This is a genomic window from Planococcus sp. SE5232 (assembly GCF_050686535.1).
Taxonomy (GTDB): Bacteria; Bacillota; Bacilli; order Bacillales_A; family Planococcaceae; genus Planococcus.
The window spans coordinates 131,149-147,113 of the sequence record NZ_JBOGCP010000005.1 but is presented as its reverse complement, the minus strand read 5'-3'; the positions used below and the strand labels follow the sequence as shown (position 1 = coordinate 147,113).

The 15,965-nt window shown below is 46.2% G+C and carries 16 protein-coding genes and 1 riboswitch; of the genes, 3 read left to right on the top strand and 13 right to left on the bottom strand.

Annotation, left to right across the window (positions count from 1 at the left end; genetic code table 11):
- Window positions 1-80: 80 nt before the first annotated feature.
- The 11 genes from ACRC6Q_RS16495 to ACRC6Q_RS16445 form a co-directional block, all read right to left on the bottom strand.
- The gene (locus ACRC6Q_RS16495; protein WP_431467046.1) at window positions 81-1,253 is read right to left on the bottom strand and encodes a dicarboxylate/amino acid:cation symporter; all 1,173 of its coding nucleotides are present in this window, start codon (window positions 1,251-1,253) and stop codon (window positions 81-83) included.
- A 152-nt stretch (window positions 1,254-1,405) separates the two neighbouring features.
- Complete coding sequence (locus ACRC6Q_RS16490) at window positions 1,406-2,218, bottom strand: MetQ/NlpA family ABC transporter substrate-binding protein (protein ID WP_223641866.1); 813 nt, start codon at window positions 2,216-2,218, stop codon at window positions 1,406-1,408.
- Between the two features lie 53 nt (window positions 2,219-2,271).
- The gene (locus ACRC6Q_RS16485; RefSeq protein ID WP_223641864.1) at window positions 2,272-2,940 is read right to left on the bottom strand and encodes a methionine ABC transporter permease; all 669 of its coding nucleotides are present in this window, start codon (window positions 2,938-2,940) and stop codon (window positions 2,272-2,274) included.
- Window positions 2,933-3,958 (bottom strand): methionine ABC transporter ATP-binding protein, encoded by a 1,026-nt coding sequence (locus tag ACRC6Q_RS16480; RefSeq protein WP_223641863.1) that lies wholly within the window; start codon window positions 3,956-3,958, stop codon window positions 2,933-2,935. Before ACRC6Q_RS16480 ends, ACRC6Q_RS16485 begins: the two co-directional genes overlap by 8 nt.
- An 87-nt stretch (window positions 3,959-4,045) precedes the next feature.
- A riboswitch (SAM riboswitch) is annotated at window positions 4,046-4,150 on the bottom strand.
- A gap of 34 nt (window positions 4,151-4,184) precedes the next feature.
- Window positions 4,185-4,511, bottom strand: a complete 327-nt coding sequence (locus tag ACRC6Q_RS16475; RefSeq protein ID WP_223641861.1) for a thioredoxin family protein — start codon at window positions 4,509-4,511, stop codon at window positions 4,185-4,187.
- 5 nt (window positions 4,512-4,516) lie between these two features.
- Entirely contained in the window at window positions 4,517-4,855 is a 339-nt protein-coding gene (locus ACRC6Q_RS16470) for a toprim domain-containing protein (protein ID WP_223641859.1), read from the bottom strand.
- A 218-nt stretch (window positions 4,856-5,073) separates the two neighbouring features.
- On the bottom strand, window positions 5,074-5,454 hold the full coding sequence (gene gcvH / locus ACRC6Q_RS16465; RefSeq protein WP_223641857.1) for a glycine cleavage system protein GcvH: 381 nt from the start codon (window positions 5,452-5,454) through the stop codon (window positions 5,074-5,076).
- A gap of 80 nt (window positions 5,455-5,534) precedes the next feature.
- Window positions 5,535-5,888, bottom strand: coding sequence for an arsenate reductase family protein (locus tag ACRC6Q_RS16460; protein ID WP_223641855.1), 354 nt, complete (start codon window positions 5,886-5,888; stop codon window positions 5,535-5,537).
- A gap of 108 nt (window positions 5,889-5,996) precedes the next feature.
- A complete protein-coding gene (locus tag ACRC6Q_RS16455) occupies window positions 5,997-7,778 on the bottom strand; it encodes an acyl-CoA dehydrogenase family protein (RefSeq protein WP_223641853.1) in 1,782 nt (593 codons plus the stop codon).
- A gap of 149 nt (window positions 7,779-7,927) precedes the next feature.
- Window positions 7,928-9,103: an acetyl-CoA C-acetyltransferase gene (locus ACRC6Q_RS16450; RefSeq protein WP_223641851.1), complete on the bottom strand. Its 1,176-nt coding sequence runs from the start codon at window positions 9,101-9,103 to the stop codon at window positions 7,928-7,930.
- Window positions 9,104-9,131: 28 nt separating this feature from the next.
- On the bottom strand, window positions 9,132-11,516 hold the full coding sequence (locus tag ACRC6Q_RS16445) for a 3-hydroxyacyl-CoA dehydrogenase/enoyl-CoA hydratase family protein (RefSeq protein WP_223641849.1): 2,385 nt from the start codon (window positions 11,514-11,516) through the stop codon (window positions 9,132-9,134).
- Between the two features lie 210 nt (window positions 11,517-11,726).
- On the opposite strand from ACRC6Q_RS16445, the gene ACRC6Q_RS16440 reads away from it, so the two are divergent.
- From ACRC6Q_RS16440 to ACRC6Q_RS16430, 3 genes are all read left to right on the top strand, one after another.
- Window positions 11,727-12,047, top strand: coding sequence for a thioredoxin family protein (locus ACRC6Q_RS16440; RefSeq protein WP_223641847.1), 321 nt, complete (start codon window positions 11,727-11,729; stop codon window positions 12,045-12,047).
- Between the two features lie 158 nt (window positions 12,048-12,205).
- Complete coding sequence (locus tag ACRC6Q_RS16435; protein ID WP_223641845.1) at window positions 12,206-12,655, top strand: STAS domain-containing protein; 450 nt, start codon at window positions 12,206-12,208, stop codon at window positions 12,653-12,655.
- Between the two features lie 53 nt (window positions 12,656-12,708).
- Window positions 12,709-13,224 carry a hypothetical protein gene (locus ACRC6Q_RS16430; protein ID WP_431467045.1) on the top strand — a complete coding sequence of 172 codons (516 nt, stop codon included), beginning with the start codon at window positions 12,709-12,711 and terminating at the stop codon, window positions 13,222-13,224.
- Here ACRC6Q_RS16430 and ACRC6Q_RS16425 read toward each other — a convergent pair.
- Both ACRC6Q_RS16425 and ACRC6Q_RS16420 read right to left on the bottom strand, forming a co-directional pair.
- Window positions 13,202-14,101, bottom strand: a complete 900-nt coding sequence (locus ACRC6Q_RS16425) for a 5'-3' exonuclease (protein WP_223641840.1) — start codon at window positions 14,099-14,101, stop codon at window positions 13,202-13,204. The genes ACRC6Q_RS16430 and ACRC6Q_RS16425 overlap by 23 nt on opposite strands.
- A gap of 80 nt (window positions 14,102-14,181) precedes the next feature.
- On the bottom strand, window positions 14,182-15,678 hold the full coding sequence (locus ACRC6Q_RS16420) for a glycine betaine uptake BCCT transporter (RefSeq protein WP_223641838.1): 1,497 nt from the start codon (window positions 15,676-15,678) through the stop codon (window positions 14,182-14,184).
- Window positions 15,679-15,965: the final 287 nt, after the last annotated feature.

Below are 15,965 nucleotides of genomic sequence, written 5' to 3'. Positions count from 1 at the left end.
TAATATCTTCGCTATAATAGCACAGAAATTACCAATAGAATAGACACTTGGGGAAAGTTGTAATTTACAAAATCGCTTAATTATTCAAAACTCTTCCGTCCATTTGTAAAACGGTCGACAATATGTGCCAATGCACCGTCACCGGTTACATTAGCAGCCGTACCGAAACTGTCCTGAGCCATGTAAAGCGCGATCATAAGAGCGACCATTGTCGGATCGAAACCGAGCATAATTTCAAGCAGGCCAATTGCCGCCATGACAGCGCCACCCGGAACTCCCGGAGCTGCAACCATGGTGACACCCAACATTAAGATGAACGGGAAGAAACTTGCGAAAGTGGGCACTCCGCCTGTCAGCAATACTACACCGATCGCACAGGAAACCAGCGTAATCGTACTGCCTGACAAATGAATCGTCGCAAATAACGGAACCGTAAAGTCTGCGACGCGCTCATTAGCACCGGATTTGCGTGCCTGCCGCAACGTGACAGGAATTGTCGCCGCAGAAGACTGAGTTCCCAAGGCTGTAAAATAAGCCGGCATCATTGTTTTCAGGATCACCAATGGGTTTTTCCCTTTTAAAGCTCCTGCCGCTGAATATTGAAGCAGCAGCATAGCCCAATGAAGGATGATGATCATCACAAAAACGATGCCGAACAGCGATAGGATTTCAAATACTGCACCACCATATGCCATATTGGCAAAAATACCGAAGATATGAAACGGCAATAAAGGAATAATGATGTAAGAAATTGTCTTCTCAATAATCGCTTGGAACTCATCGAAAAACGACAACATGGTCTTGCTTCCTGTAGAGGCCATGCCGATCCCCAGAAGAAAAGCCAAAATCAGTGCAGACATGACGCCAAAAACAGGTGGCATATCAAGGGCAATAAACGTTGTTGCCAAAGCGTGTTCCGGGTCTTCCAAACTGCTCAAAGATCCAGATTGCATAAAATTGGGCAATACGGTTGTTGCTACGAAAAACGCGAAAACCCCAGCCGTAACCGTGGAAGCATAGGCAACACCTGTAGCCATACCCAGCAGTTTGCCCGAGCCTTTTCCTAATTTTGCAATCCCCGGCGCAATGAATCCCAGAATAATCAACGGCACAACAAAGTTCAAGAAGTTACCGAAAATCGTCGTAAATGTTGCAAATACACGCACCAAAGCTTCTGGTGCCACCAAGCCAATAAGCACCCCCAAAACAATCGCTACCACAATGCGCGGCAATAAACCAAAATTGAACTTCATCAATATGTCCTCCTCATGTGAACAAATGCTTCTTTTTATTATTCAAAAGTAGCACAGACCTTCTCTGAATGTAAGGTGTTCACGAAAACGCGAAATATTTCTATTATTTAGACAAAAAAATAAAAAAGCATCCAAAAGGATGCTTTTTCTACTCAGTCTACGGGTACTACTGAACCGCCCCACTCTTCCAGGATGAAATCCTGGATTTCCTGAGATTTCAATACTTCCACCAACGCAGTAATGTTTTCGTTTTCTTCGTCACCCGCGCGTACGGCAATAATGTTTACATACGGCGACTCTGATGATTCAAGTGCAATTGAATCTTCCAACGGGCTGATGCCTGCATCAATTGCGTAGTTCGAGTTGATCAATACTGCATCGCCTTCTCCAGCTTCATACATCTGAACCAGCAAAGCTGCTTCGTAATCAGCATCAAATTGAAGATTTTTCGGGTTTTCAACAACATCACTCACTTCAGCAGCCGTCTTATCGACGCCTTCTGCCAATGTGATCAGGCCTTCAGCTTCAAGCAAAGAAAGAATGCGGCCATGGTCTGCTACCGAGTTGCTCATCAGGATGGTTCCGCCTTCTGGAAGTTCATCAAGAGAAGCATAATCCTGCGAATAGACACCGATTGGTTCGATGTGGATACCGCCAGCGTTTTCAAACTCATAGCCATGATCCGCAACTTGTGATGCAAGATATGGAACGTGTTGGAAGTAGTTGGCATCAATTTCGCCAGATTCCAAATCTTCATTCGGCAGGATATAATCCTGGTAGGTTTCAATTTCCAGTTCAATTCCCTGTTCTTCAAGAATCGGTTGAGCCTGTTCTAAAATTTCAGCGTGCGGCACGTTGGAAGCCCCTACGCGCAATGTTTGGGATTCTTCTTCACTTGCTCCGCCATTGCCGCATCCTGCAAGTACCAAAGCCGTCAATGCTGTTCCTACTACAAATTTCTTCATGTTCAATCTCTCCCTTATAATGTGTTTTATTTATAGGACGGAAAAATCCGCTGTTACCGTTTGTCTGCTTTTGTAGTGGCGAGATCGCCGATATATTGGATTACGAAGACGATGATCAGGATTAAGATCGTCGCCATCAACGTAACGTCTTCACGGCTGCGCTGGAAGCCATCCAGGAAAGCTAATGTCCCAAGACCGCCAGCGCCAATAATGCCCGCCATAGCCGTATAGCCGACGAGTGCAATGGCTGTTACCGTAATACCCGAAATCAAGGCCGGCTTCGATTCCGGCAACAGGACTTTCCAGATGATGGTGCCCGTCGTCGCACCCATAGAACGGGCCGCTTCGATGACCCCTTTGTCAATTTCCTTCAATGCAATAAGTACCATACGAGCGTAAAACGGAGCCGAGCCGATAATCAATGCGGGCAAAGCCGCATTCGGTCCCCGAATCGAGCCCATTAGGAATAAAGTGAAAGGAATTAACAGGATGATTAGGATGATAAAAGGAATCGAACGGAATATATTGACGAACGCTCCTGTTAGCCAATTGACCACTTTGTTGGCCCATAACTGTTTCGGCGCCGTTAAAAACAAGATAATTCCCAGAGCTAAACCGATTACAAACGTAAACACAGTCGATAATGCTGTCATATAGAGCGTTTCAAGTGTTGCTTCCCACATGCTGTCCCAATCTACATTCGGAAATAAAGAATCAATCATTGTGCATCACCTCCGCCTGAACATCTTCCGTGCGAAGAAATGCCAGTGCTTCTTCAATTTCTGCTTTAGAACCTTTCAACTGCAAAATCAATGTTCCATATGCTCCGCGCTGGGTATGCGAGATATTGCCCTGGACAATATTGACTTCCACTGCATGGCTGCGGATCAGTTTCGTCAGAATCGGTTGTTCAGTCTGCTCACCGACAAAAACCAATTTCACCAGTTCACCTGTAGGATATAGCTCCCGCAGATTTTTGATGGTTTCCTCAGAATCTCCGGAATCGGTCACCTGTGCAACAAAACGCTTCGTAATTTCCTCTTTTGGTGATTGGAAGACATTGAGGACATCGCCAAGTTCAACAACCCGACCGCCTTCCATGACCGCCACACGATGGCAAATCTTACGGATGACATGCATTTCGTGCGTAATTAGAACAATCGTCAATCCCAATCGTTTATTGATGTCCACCAGCAAATCCAGGATGGCATCTGTTGTTTCCGGATCAAGTGCTGACGTCGCTTCATCACATAATAGGACCTCTGGATCGTTTGCCAGCGCACGGGCAATGCCGACACGCTGTTTCTGGCCACCTGAAAGTTCGGATGGATAGGCATGTTCACGCCCGGCCAAGCCGACTAGCTCAATCAGTTCCTGAACCCGCTTTCCGCGCTGTTGTTTCGACACTCCAGCAATTTCAAGCGGAAATTCAATATTTTCTTTCACGGTCCGGGACCACAGCAGATTAAAATGCTGGAAAATCATGCTGACTTTTTGTCGGGCCTTCCGCAATTCCCCGCCTTTGATGGAGGTAATCACCTTGCCATTGATTTCCACCGTACCTGATGTCGGTTTTTCCAAGCCATTCAACAAACGAATCAATGTACTTTTACCGGCGCCACTGTATCCGATGATGCCGAATATTTCTCCATCAGCAATAGATAAATCGACTTGGTCCACAGCCGTAAGGACCGCTTTTCCTGTGTCGAACTTTTTTGTCACTTTTGTTAACTCAATCATTCGTTGTACACCCCTGAATCCTAAAAATAAAAGCCCTTCCGCGCATAACTGAGCAGAAGGGCAAACGTATATTACACGAAAACCAATCTCTCATCTTCCAAAGCTTTCGCTTCGTGTGATTTGGCACCATTTCATTTTCATGACGGTTGCCGGGCTTCATAGGGCACTTCCCTCCACCACTCTTAATAAGAGTTTCGATATGAAATTATTTGATCAGAAATCCAATTTACCACGACCGGCTATATTCGTCAACAGATTTTAACTTGTCATATAAATAAGGAACTGATTGGAAAGCATATATTTTTTCTTTCAATTGGCCATCTTCTGTAATCAGCAGGCATGGCACGCTTTCCACTTCATATAAACCCGCAATTTCCTGAACGTAATTCAAGTTCGCTTTGCCTAACTGCAGATCCGGCAACAGCTCTGTGACGACAGACAGCATTTTAGATGCCACTTGGCAGGTTCCGCACATCGGCGTGTATAAATAAAATGCAGTGATCCGTTTTGTATTCTTTTCTTTGATCCATTCTTTATGAGTCCATTCCTTCATCTTCTTCATCCCTCTATCAATAGCTTATTGACCTGGACATTCGCTGAAATGAGCACATCCTTCAGGATGCGAAGCGGGGTTTTCGCGACTTCCTTGTAGCTCCTGTTGACATAGAAATGCCGGGCTTCGGGAAACTCGCGTTTGACCAGCTTCCGCAATTTTTCTCCTGAAGAGTCTGCATCCACTAATATGATGATGTCCTGACCTTCGTATGGCAGCAATAATTCTTCAAGTCTCGATACACTAACTGTACCATTTGTGCAAAGAATCGTCACGGGTTCTGCAATGAGCGGTGCAATCCTCGATTTATCGCTGATCCCTTCCACCACGATCACCTTTCCCATATACACTCACCCCATCGAGTTTAGAATCCTAAAAGACAAGAGGCTATCTATTGTACATAAGATACCTTTATAATTTGGTATTCCACAAAAAGGCTGCCTAAAAACCCTTGGTTTCATTTATACATCGACAGACCTTCTGATTTGGATCCATTAAGGGTTAAGCATTTTTGAATTGCTGCCCATAAAAAAAAGCGCCAAAATACAGGCGCTTTCCAGGATTACTCGTTGATCATTTCTTTGTATTGGTCTGCTGTCATCAATGCGCTGACTTCATCTTCTGAAGGAGCTTCGATAACCACCATCCAAGCCTGCTCGTAAGGTGACTCGTTGACGAATTCCGGGCTGTCTTCAAGCTCAGAGTTAACTTCGACAACTTTCCCGCTGATTGGTGCATACAATTCCGAAACCGTCTTAACGGATTCCACGCTGCCGAAAGGCTGATCTTTTTTCAGTTCATCCCCGACTTGTGGAAGTTCAACGAAAACGATATCCCCCAATTCAGCCTGTGCGAAATGAGTAATTCCGATACGCGCATTGCCATCTTCGATTTTGACCCATTCATGTTCTTTTGAATAACGAAGTTCTTCTGGTGTGCTCATCTTGACCCCTCCAAATTATGTAGTTCATTCAAATTCAGTTTGACATAAACGGCTGTGAAATACAAGATGACACAAATCTACTACAGCCAGCTATTTTGGTAATCTGCTTCCTTAAACCCAAGTGTCACAGTTTTCCCGTCCCACGCCAACGGCCGTTTGATCAGCATGCCATCTGAAGCCAGAAGCTCCAATTGCTGTTCTTCGGACATGTCCGACAGCTTTTCTTTAAGTCCAAGCGAACGGTAAACCAAGCCGCTCGTATTGAAGAACTTCTTCAATTCCAAATCGCTTGCCTCATAAATCTCCGTCAACTGTTCTTTTGTCGGCGGGTTTTCTGCAATATGTATTTCGTTGTATTCCACACCATTTTGGTTCAGCCAACTTTTTGCTTTCCGGCAAGTTGTGCATTTCGGGTATGCATAATAAGTAATCACGTTAGTACCTCCCTTTTTTCTAAGCTTACCAAAAAGAAAGCTTTCGGTCGACGACTAAAAAAACAGGCAAACCCGATACAGCTGGGGATGCCTGTTTTCCACTACTCATTAAACGATGTATTTTTCGACATCGATCAGCTTGACAGCCGCTTCGCGTTTTTTCGCAATCACGTTGTAAGGCGTTGAACGAGTCAGTTTGCGCAACGCAGAAAGCATCATTCGCTGGTTGTCGCCTTCGATGGCAGCAATCAATGTTTCTTTCGCATCTTTTTCGATTTGATCGAATGCTTCCTGGCAGTAGATTTGCGTATATAGCAGTTTTTGCTTGGCTTTTTCCTCGCCTGATGCAGCAATCGCCTTTTCTGTACGCAAGACTACTGATTCCATTGCAAAGACGTTGCTGACAATGTCTGCGATGTTAACAAGCACTTCCTGCTCGGCTTCCAGTTTCGTGCCGTAAGTCTGAGCGGCAAGCCCAGCTGCCAGCAATGCGATTTTCTTCGCATTTTTCACCAGGTATTTCTCTTGAGCCAACGCTTCGGTGCCGACTTCTTCCGGCATCATCATCAATAGCTCTTCCTGAAGCTGCTGTGCATGCTGCAATAATGGCAATTCGCCTTTCATCGCTTTACGCAAAAGCGTTCCTGGAACAAGCAAGCGGTTGATTTCGTTGGTTCCTTCAAAAATACGGTTGATGCGTGAATCGCGGTAGATGCGCTCGATTTCGTATTCCTGCATAAAGCCGTAGCCGCCATGCAATTGTACGCCTTCATCCACAATATAATCCAATGTTTCCGTACCGAAGAATTTATTGAGTGAACATTCCACTGCAAATTCAGCGATGGAGTCAGCCACTAATTTACCGTCTGCATGCTGCTCATCCGTAAATCCGCTCATGCGGTCTTCGAACAATCCAACAGTACGGTAAACAGAGCTTTCAACTGCATATAATTTAGAAGCCATCGTGGCCAATTTCTCACGCGTCAAGTTAAATGAAGAGATCGGTGTCTTGAACTGTTGGCGCTGGTTCGTATAAGGGATCGTCAATTCCATTGCGCGCTTGGAAGCTCCGATTGTACCCACTCCCAATTTGTAGCGCCCGATGTTCAGGATGTTGAACGCGATGATATGTCCACGCCCAGCTTCGCCCAATAAGTTTTCGACAGGAACTTCAGCATCCTGCAGGATCAATGTCCGTGTAGAAGAAGATTTGATGCCCATTTTCTTTTCTTCCGGTCCAACAGAAACGCCTGGGAATTCACGTTCTACGATAAAGGCAGAGAATTTGTCTCCATCGATTTTCGCATAGACTACGAAGACATCCGCAAACCCAGCATTGGTGATCCATTGCTTTTCACCGTTCAACACATAATGAGTGCCTGCTTCGTTCAGCTTGGCAACTGTCTTCGCTCCTAATGCATCCGATCCTGAGCTTGGCTCAGTCAAAGCATAAGCTGCAATCATTTCGCCAGAAGCCAATCGTGGCAGATAGCTTTGTTTTTGCTCTTCGTTACCGAAAAGAACGATCGGCAATGAACCGATTCCGACATGTGCGCCATGAGTGATTGAGAAACCGCCTGCTTTCGACATTTTTTCAGCGATCAGCGCTGAAGCGATTTTGTCCAATCCAAGGCCGCCGTATTGTTCTGGTACATCAGCACCAAGAAGCCCAAGCTCTCCAGCCGTTTTCAATAGACGGACGGAATGTTCGAATTCATGGTTTTCCAAGTTTTCGACAACAGGCATCACTTCAGTGTTAACGTAATCCTCCGTCGTCTTCGCGATCATTTTTTGCTCTTCCGTGAAATCTTCCGGTGTGAACACACGTGACAGATCCGCCTCTTCAATTAAGAAACTACCGCCTTTGATCAATGTTTTTGATTGTTCCATTTTGTATTCCTCCTATTTTGTAATTGCTTATTATATGTTGAGTTCATGTTTTATTATGAGCTTAAGGTGTTGTGGATATTCCGCAAACCAGTTCCGCCTGAAGCGATTTCTTCAGACCTACTCTACTCTTTAATTCCTAAAATCTATTTCTACAGCATTTCAAAGACGCCTGCTGCGCCCATTCCTCCACCGATACACATTGTGACGACGCCGAACTGTTTGCCTTGGCGTTTTAGTTCACTCATCATGCGGATTGTCAGGATGGAACCTGTCGCACCTAGCGGGTGGCCAAGTGCAATAGCTCCACCGTTGAAGTTGACTTTGTCGATGTCCAGGCCAAGCTCGCGGATAACGCCAAGCGACTGCGAAGCGAATGCTTCATTCAGTTCCCATACGTCGATATCCTCAATCGTCAATCCGGCTAATTTCAAGGCTTTTGGAATAGCGACGACAGGTCCGATGCCCATGATTTCCGGTGGTACACCGCCTGTTGCGAATGAACGGAACTTAGCGATCGGCTTCAGCCCGAGGGATTCCGCTTTTTCACGGTCCATGACCAGCAATGCGCCGGCGCCGTCAGAAGTTTGTGATGAGTTTCCGGCGGTAACGGTTCCGCGTGCTGAGAATGCGGAACGCAATTTGTTCAAGGTTTGGATGCTGGTTCCGTGACGAACGCCTTCATCCATTTCGAACATGGAAGATTTCTCCTGGTATTTATTGTTGTCGTCTACATATCGTTTAATCACTTCAACCGGAATAATCTCTTCATCAAAGTTTCCGGCTGCAATTGCTGCTGCTGCTTTTTCGTGTGAACGGACAGAAAATGCATCCTGGTCTTCACGGCTGATGCCGTATTGCGTAGCTACCTGTTCCGCGGTATGCCCCATGCTCATATAATACTGAGGGGCTGTTTCGGCCAATTTCGCATTTGGGCGGATGACGTTGCCCATCATCGGCACCATGCTCATCGATTCCACACCACCGGCGATGATCGCTTCTGCTGATCCGACCATAATGCGTTCTGCTGCATAGGCGATCGACTGAAGGCCTGATGAACAGAAGCGGTTGACGGTAACGGCTGATACCGTATCCGGCAATCCTGCAAGTGCTCCGATATTGCGGGCGATATTCATACCCTGCTCTGCTTCCGGCATGGCGCAGCCCATGATCAAATCATCTATCGGTCCGTCATATCCGCCAGCCCGCTGTAGCGCTTCCCTAACGACCAATGCGCCGAAATCATCCGGACGTACAGTCGCTAAAGAACCTTTTCCCGCTTTTCCGACCGGTGTCCGAGCACTGGCCACGATTACTGCTTCACGCATGTGTAGTTCCTCCTTTTATGATTAACGATTAATTACGTAATGGTTTTCCTTTGACCAGCATATGCTGCATGCGCTGCTGGGTTTTCGGTTCTGCCACGAGGCTTAAGAATGCCTGGCGTTCAAGGTCAAGCAGGTACTGCTCATCCACTTTCGTGCCATATGGAACTTTCCCGCCTGATAGGACAAACGCCAATTTTTTAGCGATTTTTAAATCATATTCAGTGATATAGCCGGAAATGAACATGCCTTCCGCACCCAATAACAAGGTTGCGTAGCCAGGCTCACCGGTAACGGGTACTTTTTCACGTAGAGGTGCCTGATAACCGGTTTCGTAAAGCGAAAGAGCCGCCTGTTTTGCATCGTAGATCAGATGGTCACTGTTGACGCTGATGCCGTCCACGAAATTCAGGAAGTTATTTTCACGGGCTTCTTCTGCCGATGTCGATACTTTTGCCATCGCAATCGATTCGAATACTTTGCTGGCGATATTCTGGTAATCCACTGTCACACCATTTGGCAGACCTTTCAATTGCTTCATATACAGCTCTTTGTTTCCGCCACCGCCAGGGATAAGCCCTACGCCTGCTTCCACTAAGCCCATATAGGTTTCCATCGAAGCCTGGATATGTGCTGCGGGCAACGCCACTTCCGCACCGCCGCCAAGCGACATGCCGAATGGAGCTGCTACTACTGGTTTATTGCTGTATTTGATTTTCATCATGGCATTTTGGAAAGTCTTGATCGTGAAATCAAGTTCGAAAATATTGTCGTCTTGTGCTTCCATCAGGATCATGCCGAGGTTAGCGCCGACACAGAAGTTCTTGCCCTGGTTGCCGATGACAAGCCCTTTGAAGTTCTTCTCCACTTCGTCGACTGCATAATTGATCATCTGCATGATATCCAAACCGATGGCATTCGAACGTGAATGGAATTCAAGCAAAGCAATGCCATCGCCCAAGTCGATCAGGCTTGCACCCGAATTCGATTTAATGACGCCATGCTTTTTCTTATAGCGTTTCAAGTCGATGACTTTTTCATTGACTGGAACCGGCTGATAATTCGTGCCGTCGAAGAAATGAAGATCGCCGTTTTCTTCTTTATAGAAGGTTTCGTTTCCACTGTCCAGCAAAGACTGCACAAATGCCGGAATCGAATGCCCTTCCTGCTTCATTTTCTCAACTGATTTTTGGACACCGATGGCATCCCAGACTTCAAACGGTCCTTGTTCCCAGCCAAAGCCCCACTTCATGGCATTGTCGATGGCAACGATGTCGTCTGCGATTTCCCCGTTCAGTTCAGCCGAATACCGCAATGTCGGAGCCAAGATGCTCCAAAGCAGTTCACCGGTACGGTCTTCTGCATAGACAAGCGTTTTCATCTTAGCTGCTAGGCCTTTTTGTTGCTTCGCCATTTCCTGTGAAGGCGTTTTCAATTTACCCGCTGTGCGGTATTCCAAAGTTTCTGGATCAAGTTCCAATATCTCTTTGTCTTTTTTCAGGAAGAATCCTTGCCCCGATTTAGCTCCAAGCCAGCCGTTCTCAACCATCTTGGCCATGAACTCAGGTGCTTCAAAGACCTTCTGTTCTTCGCCGGTAGTCTGGTCATAGACATTTTTGGCAACATGCATGAAGGTATCTAGTCCAACCACATCCAAAGTCCGGAATGTCGCCGATTTCGGACGGCCGATCAATGGTCCGGTAACAGAGTCCACTTCTCCGATCGAATAGCCGCGCGCCATCATTTCGCGCAAAGTCACAAGCAAGCCGTAAGTACCGATCCGGTTTGCGATGAAGTTCGGCGTATCTTTAGCGATGACGACGCCTTTTCCTAAATTGTCTTCCCCGAATGTCGACACGAACTCCACTACTTCCGGAGCCGTTGTTTTTGCAGGAATCACTTCCAGCAATTTCAGGTAGCGTGGTGGGTTGAAAAAGTGAGTCCCCAGGAAATGCTTGCCGAAATCTTCTGAGCGCCCTTCCACCATCGCATTGATGCTGATGCCGGATGTATTTGAAGAAATGATGGTGCCGTCTTTTCTGACGCCATCGATCTTTTCGTATAAGGATTTTTTAACGTCAAGGTTTTCGACGATGACTTCAATGACCCAGTCGACATCTTTTAATTTTTCCAGATCGTCTTCCAGATTTCCCGGCGTGATCAATTGAAGGTTCTTTTTAGCAGTCAATGGAGCAGGTTTCTGTTTGAGCAGTTTCTGGATAGATCCGGTTGCAATTCGATTGCGCACCGCCTTGTCTCCAAGAGTCAGCCCTTTTGCCTGTTCTTCCTTCGATAATTCACGCGGAACAATATCAAGCAATAATACAGGGATTCCTATATTTGCAAGGTGCGCTGCAATTCCCGAACCCATTACACCTGAACCGAGTACAGCCGCTTTTCTAATTTGGTAAGCCACTAGCAAAACCCTCCTTGAATTTTTGAATGAATACTCATTCATTTTTTAATTAAAAAAATAGAACGTTCTCTATGTCTCTTAGTGTAAGTTATATTTTCTTTTTTCGCAATATTTAATCGTTAAAAACTCCCAAAAATTTTCAAGAACAAATTCTTTGCGATTTAATAAAAGCAAGGTAAACTGAGAGAGAACCTATAAGGAGGCAATGCAATGAAATCACTTACTACGAACGAACAATTTAACGAAGTTATAAAAGGCAATGACCCGGTAATCGTGAAATTCCAGGCAGGCTGGTGTCCGGACTGCACACGCATGGATATGTTCATCGATCCGATCATCGAGGAATTCAACCAGTACCAATGGTTTGATGTCAACCGCGATGAGCTTCCCGATCTTGCTGAAAAATACGATGTCATGGGCATTCCAAGCCTATTGATCTTTAAAGACGGCGAAAAGACGGCGCATCTCCACAGTGCCAACGCCAAATCCCCTGAATCAGTTACAGAATTTTTGAATGATCAAAAGAAGTAGGCTTACGCCTACTCTTTTTTTCGCTATAGTATAGAACGTATCCAGTTTTCAGCTGCTGATGGCAAACGCAATTCGCAGTGAACAAAGAGGCTGATCCCACACTATTTTACATTTACTAATTGATTGAAGCATCTTATAACTACTGCGGAGGTATTGGAATGGATTCACAACAGGAAATTAAAGAATTGAAAGAACAGCTGGTCTATTATGAAAAGCTGATTAAGAACATGTCGGCACCCATCATTCCATCGATTGTCCCTAAAACGATTTTAGTGCCGATCGCGGGTTTTATTTTTACAGACCGCTTTGATATGATCCGGACCAAAGTCTTAAAATATGCGGAAAAACATCGAGAAACAGAACGGGTCATTTTTGATTTCACTGGCGTCACAACGGATGATTTTGCTGAATTCGACTATGACGGGCTCGGCAGTGAATTGAGCCAGTTAAACTCCGCTCTCGGACTAATGGGTCTGCGCGCCATTTATGCAGGCTTTAATCCGTTGTTTGTGCGCGAGATTGTTCACGCCGGCATCCAAGTAGAGCTGGAAGTGTACACGACTTTCAGAGTTGCCTTGGCACAGTTGCTTACAGAAACTACAAAATAGCATTCAAGTAGTAGAATAAACTGGGTGAACAAAAAGACATGGAGGTGTTTGCCGTGAAGCAACTAATCGATTTTCAGGGCATGTCCCAACATGACGAAGCCATCTTTGAAAAATATCGTTCTTCTGCCTGTGGTCCTGTTACGGCTGCCGCTATCCTTCGGCATCACGAAGGATTGGAGCTTGGCGTCAATCAGCTTTACCGACTGCTTGGCTCAACTCCCATCGGACTGTTCACTTGGAAGCTGCTGAGAAATTTCCACAAAGTCGGCGGCCAACGCTACGAAGTGAAGAAAGTGCGCAGCATCGAAGAAGTAAAAGAAGAATTACTGGCAGGCAGGCCGCTCGCCATGAAGTTCGACCGATACTTCACCTTCCATTGGTTTTCAAAACCGCTTTACAGTTACCACTGGGTGCCGTTGATCGGCTTTAAACAGGAAGCGGATGACCTGATCCTCTATATTCACGACAACGGACAAAAAAACCGCCCCAGCAAAATGCGGACGGTTTCTTATCTGGAAAATCGTAAAGTACTGAGCTTTGTAAAGATTATGCCCAAGGATCGGCAGTAACGCCGACATTCTTCTCGAGCTGTTTGGCAAGCAGCAGCAATTGCTGGTCGCGGCATAACTGAATATGGTCGTTGGTGTAAGCAGGAACAGTCAGTTCCTCCAACGGCATATCCAACTGGATGTCACATTTGATGACAGCCAGTTTTTTTGATAACAGGAGCATTTCCTTATGCTCGTCGATTTTCTTTTTCTGAGCCGGTTTCAATTCGTCGATGGCATCGAGTACCCCGTCCGTTGAACCGTAGTCTTTGATCAACTGGAGCGCAGTCTTCGGACCGATGCCTTTGACCCCTGGGTACCCGTCGCTCGGGTCGCCCATAAACGCTTTGACATCTGCAAACTGGTTAGGCTGTATGCCGTATTCTTCAATGAAACGCATTTCGGTATAGACATCGTAAACGTGGAAACCTTTTTTCATGAAGGCAATATTGACCGAAGGCGTCAGCAATTGCAGCATGTCCTTATCACCGGTAATGATGGTGAAGTCCACTTGGTCCTGCCATTGCTTGGTGAACGAGCCGATAAAGTCATCCGCTTCAATCCCCGGTTCGCCGTAGTTTTTCCAGCCAAGCTGCTCGGAGATCGATTGAGCCAAATCGAACTGGTGCACCATGTCTTCTGGCGGTGCCGGCCGGTTCGCCTTATATCCGTCAAACAGATCTGTCCGGAATGTCCGTGCTCCCATATCCCAGCATACGGCCATGTGCGTCGGCTTCATCAAGGTTTTAGCTGCCAGTACATGTCTGGCAAATCCCTGTACACCATTTGTAGCTAACCCCTCAGTTGTCCGGAAATATTGACCGACGGCTGATGTTGCGAAAAAAGAGCGGAACAGCAGCGCCATTCCATCCACTAATAATACATGCGGTTTCTCCATAGTTAAAAATCCTCCATCTTGTTGTTGCCTGACTTCCATTATAACGCTTATCCACGGAAAAAACCGCCGAAGCGGCGGTTTTAACGTTTGCGTTTTATAGCTTTGTATTCGAGATTGAGTGCTTTATAGAAGGATGCCATCATCAACAGCATGATGATCGAGAACGGGAATGCCGCAATGATCAGCACTGTCTGCAATGTGCCAAGCCCCCCAGTGGATAATAAGATTACAGCGATTGACGATTGGGCAATCCCCCAAGTCAGTTTCACTGTGTTCTGCGGATACAACGAACCACCCGTTGTCTGCATTCCAAGAACAAATGTCGCAGAATCGGCAGAAGTGACGAAGAACGTTGTAATCAGGAAAATCGCTATGACCGACAGCATGACGCCGAGCGGCAACTCATTGAACACTGCGAACAACGTTTCCTCTGTCAACAAGCCCGTCAGATCCACTCCGCTATTTTGCACATCGATTGCGGTCGTACCAAAAGCTGCGAACCAAAGGAAGCTGATGAAAGTCGGAATCATCAGGACGCCTAATAAGAATTGGCGGATCGTACGTCCTCTGGATACACGTGCAATGAAAATACCGACAAATGGTGACCAGGAAATCCACCAAGCCCAATAGAAAATCGTCCAGCCATCGATCCATGCCCGGTTTTCACCGTCTACAGGACCTGCGCGGAAACTCATCTCAACCAGGTTCTGGAAGTATGTACCGATTGTATCGGTAAACATATTCATGATCAGCAGCGTCGGGCCAAGAATAATGACTGCCAACAGCAATGCGACAGCGAGGACCATATTGGTGTTGGAAAGATACTTGATGCCTTTACTCAATCCAGTCCATGCAGAAAACATGAACAGTACGGTGACTATGGCGATGATGACCAATTGAACACCAAAGCTGTCTCCAGGTATTCCATCAAACAGGAAGGCAAGGCCTCCATTAATCTGAATAGCGCCAAAACCAAGTGTGGTGGCGACACCGACTACTGTTGCGAAAACAGCGATAACATCTACCAGCATGCCCCATGGGCCTTTCATCTTGTCTCCGAACAAAGGTTTTAAGGTCGCGGAAATCAATCCGGGTTCCCCTTTTCGGAACTGGGCATAAGCAAGCGCCAAGGCCACTACAGCGTAGATAGCCCACGCGTGAATCCCCCAGTGGAAAAAGCTGAAACGCATGGATTCGCGCATCGCTTCAGCACTTCCAGGTTCAGCGGTTGCAGGGTCGATCGCAAAATGCGACAGCGGCTCTGCAGCTCCCCAGAACACGAGGCCGATTCCCATTCCTGCTGAAAACAGCATGGCAATCCATGTCCCGAACGAGAACTCGGGTTTATCGGTATCTTTGCCTAATTTGATTTGTCCCATCGGACTGACAAGGAAAAACAAACAGAATAGAACCATGACGGAAACAACCAATAAATAATACCACCCGAACGAAGTGGTCAGGAACGATTCTATATTCCCTGTAACTTCTGCAAAATTATCGGGTGCAAATGCGCCATAGCCAATGGCCAATAATACAAGTGCAAGAGCTATCCAAAAAACATTGGTTACTTTTTTCATATAGTACCTCCTTTTTCTTTGTATCCCGCTTTAACGGCCAGTATCTCTTCACTTTTCCAAGTGAAAGTCCACTGACCGTCCAAGCCTGAATTGGTCAACTCAAAAGCAGCCGCGGCTGAAAACCCCGCTGCTTGAAGTTTCTCTTTATCACAAGTGTAAAGGATACGGAAGATTCTCCGTCCTGTCAAACCCTCTGTTTCTTTTGCAGATGGATAAGGCACCTTCATAATGTAACTGAAAATTCCACATATATTCAATACCTGTAGCTATAGAACGTAAGCTTTTTA

Excerpts from the sequence above, each read along its gene's own strand:
- ACRC6Q_RS16495 (WP_431467046.1), bottom strand. The coding sequence starts at position 1,253 with ATGAAGTTCAATTTTGGTTTATTGCCGCGCATTGTGGTAGCGATTGTT.
- ACRC6Q_RS16490 (WP_223641866.1), bottom strand. The coding sequence starts at position 2,218 with ATGAAGAAATTTGTAGTAGGAACAGCATTGACGGCTTTGGTACTTGCA.
- ACRC6Q_RS16485 (WP_223641864.1), bottom strand. The coding sequence starts at position 2,940 with ATGATTGATTCTTTATTTCCGAATGTAGATTGGGACAGCATGTGGGAA.
- ACRC6Q_RS16480 (WP_223641863.1), bottom strand. The coding sequence starts at position 3,958 with ATGATTGAGTTAACAAAAGTGACAAAAAAGTTCGACACAGGAAAAGCG.
- ACRC6Q_RS16475 (WP_223641861.1), bottom strand. The coding sequence starts at position 4,511 with ATGAAGGAATGGACTCATAAAGAATGGATCAAAGAAAAGAATACAAAA.
- ACRC6Q_RS16470 (WP_223641859.1), bottom strand. The coding sequence starts at position 4,855 with ATGGGAAAGGTGATCGTGGTGGAAGGGATCAGCGATAAATCGAGGATT.
- gcvH (WP_223641857.1), bottom strand. The coding sequence starts at position 5,454 with ATGAGCACACCAGAAGAACTTCGTTATTCAAAAGAACATGAATGGGTC.
- ACRC6Q_RS16455 (WP_223641853.1), bottom strand. The coding sequence starts at position 7,778 with ATGGAACAATCAAAAACATTGATCAAAGGCGGTAGTTTCTTAATTGAA.
- ACRC6Q_RS16450 (WP_223641851.1), bottom strand. The coding sequence starts at position 9,103 with ATGCGTGAAGCAGTAATCGTGGCCAGTGCTCGGACACCGGTCGGAAAA.
- ACRC6Q_RS16440 (WP_223641847.1), top strand. The coding sequence starts at position 11,727 with ATGAAATCACTTACTACGAACGAACAATTTAACGAAGTTATAAAAGGC.
- ACRC6Q_RS16435 (WP_223641845.1), top strand. The coding sequence starts at position 12,206 with ATGGATTCACAACAGGAAATTAAAGAATTGAAAGAACAGCTGGTCTAT.
- ACRC6Q_RS16425 (WP_223641840.1), bottom strand. The coding sequence starts at position 14,101 with ATGGAGAAACCGCATGTATTATTAGTGGATGGAATGGCGCTGCTGTTC.
- ACRC6Q_RS16420 (WP_223641838.1), bottom strand. The coding sequence starts at position 15,678 with ATGAAAAAAGTAACCAATGTTTTTTGGATAGCTCTTGCACTTGTATTA.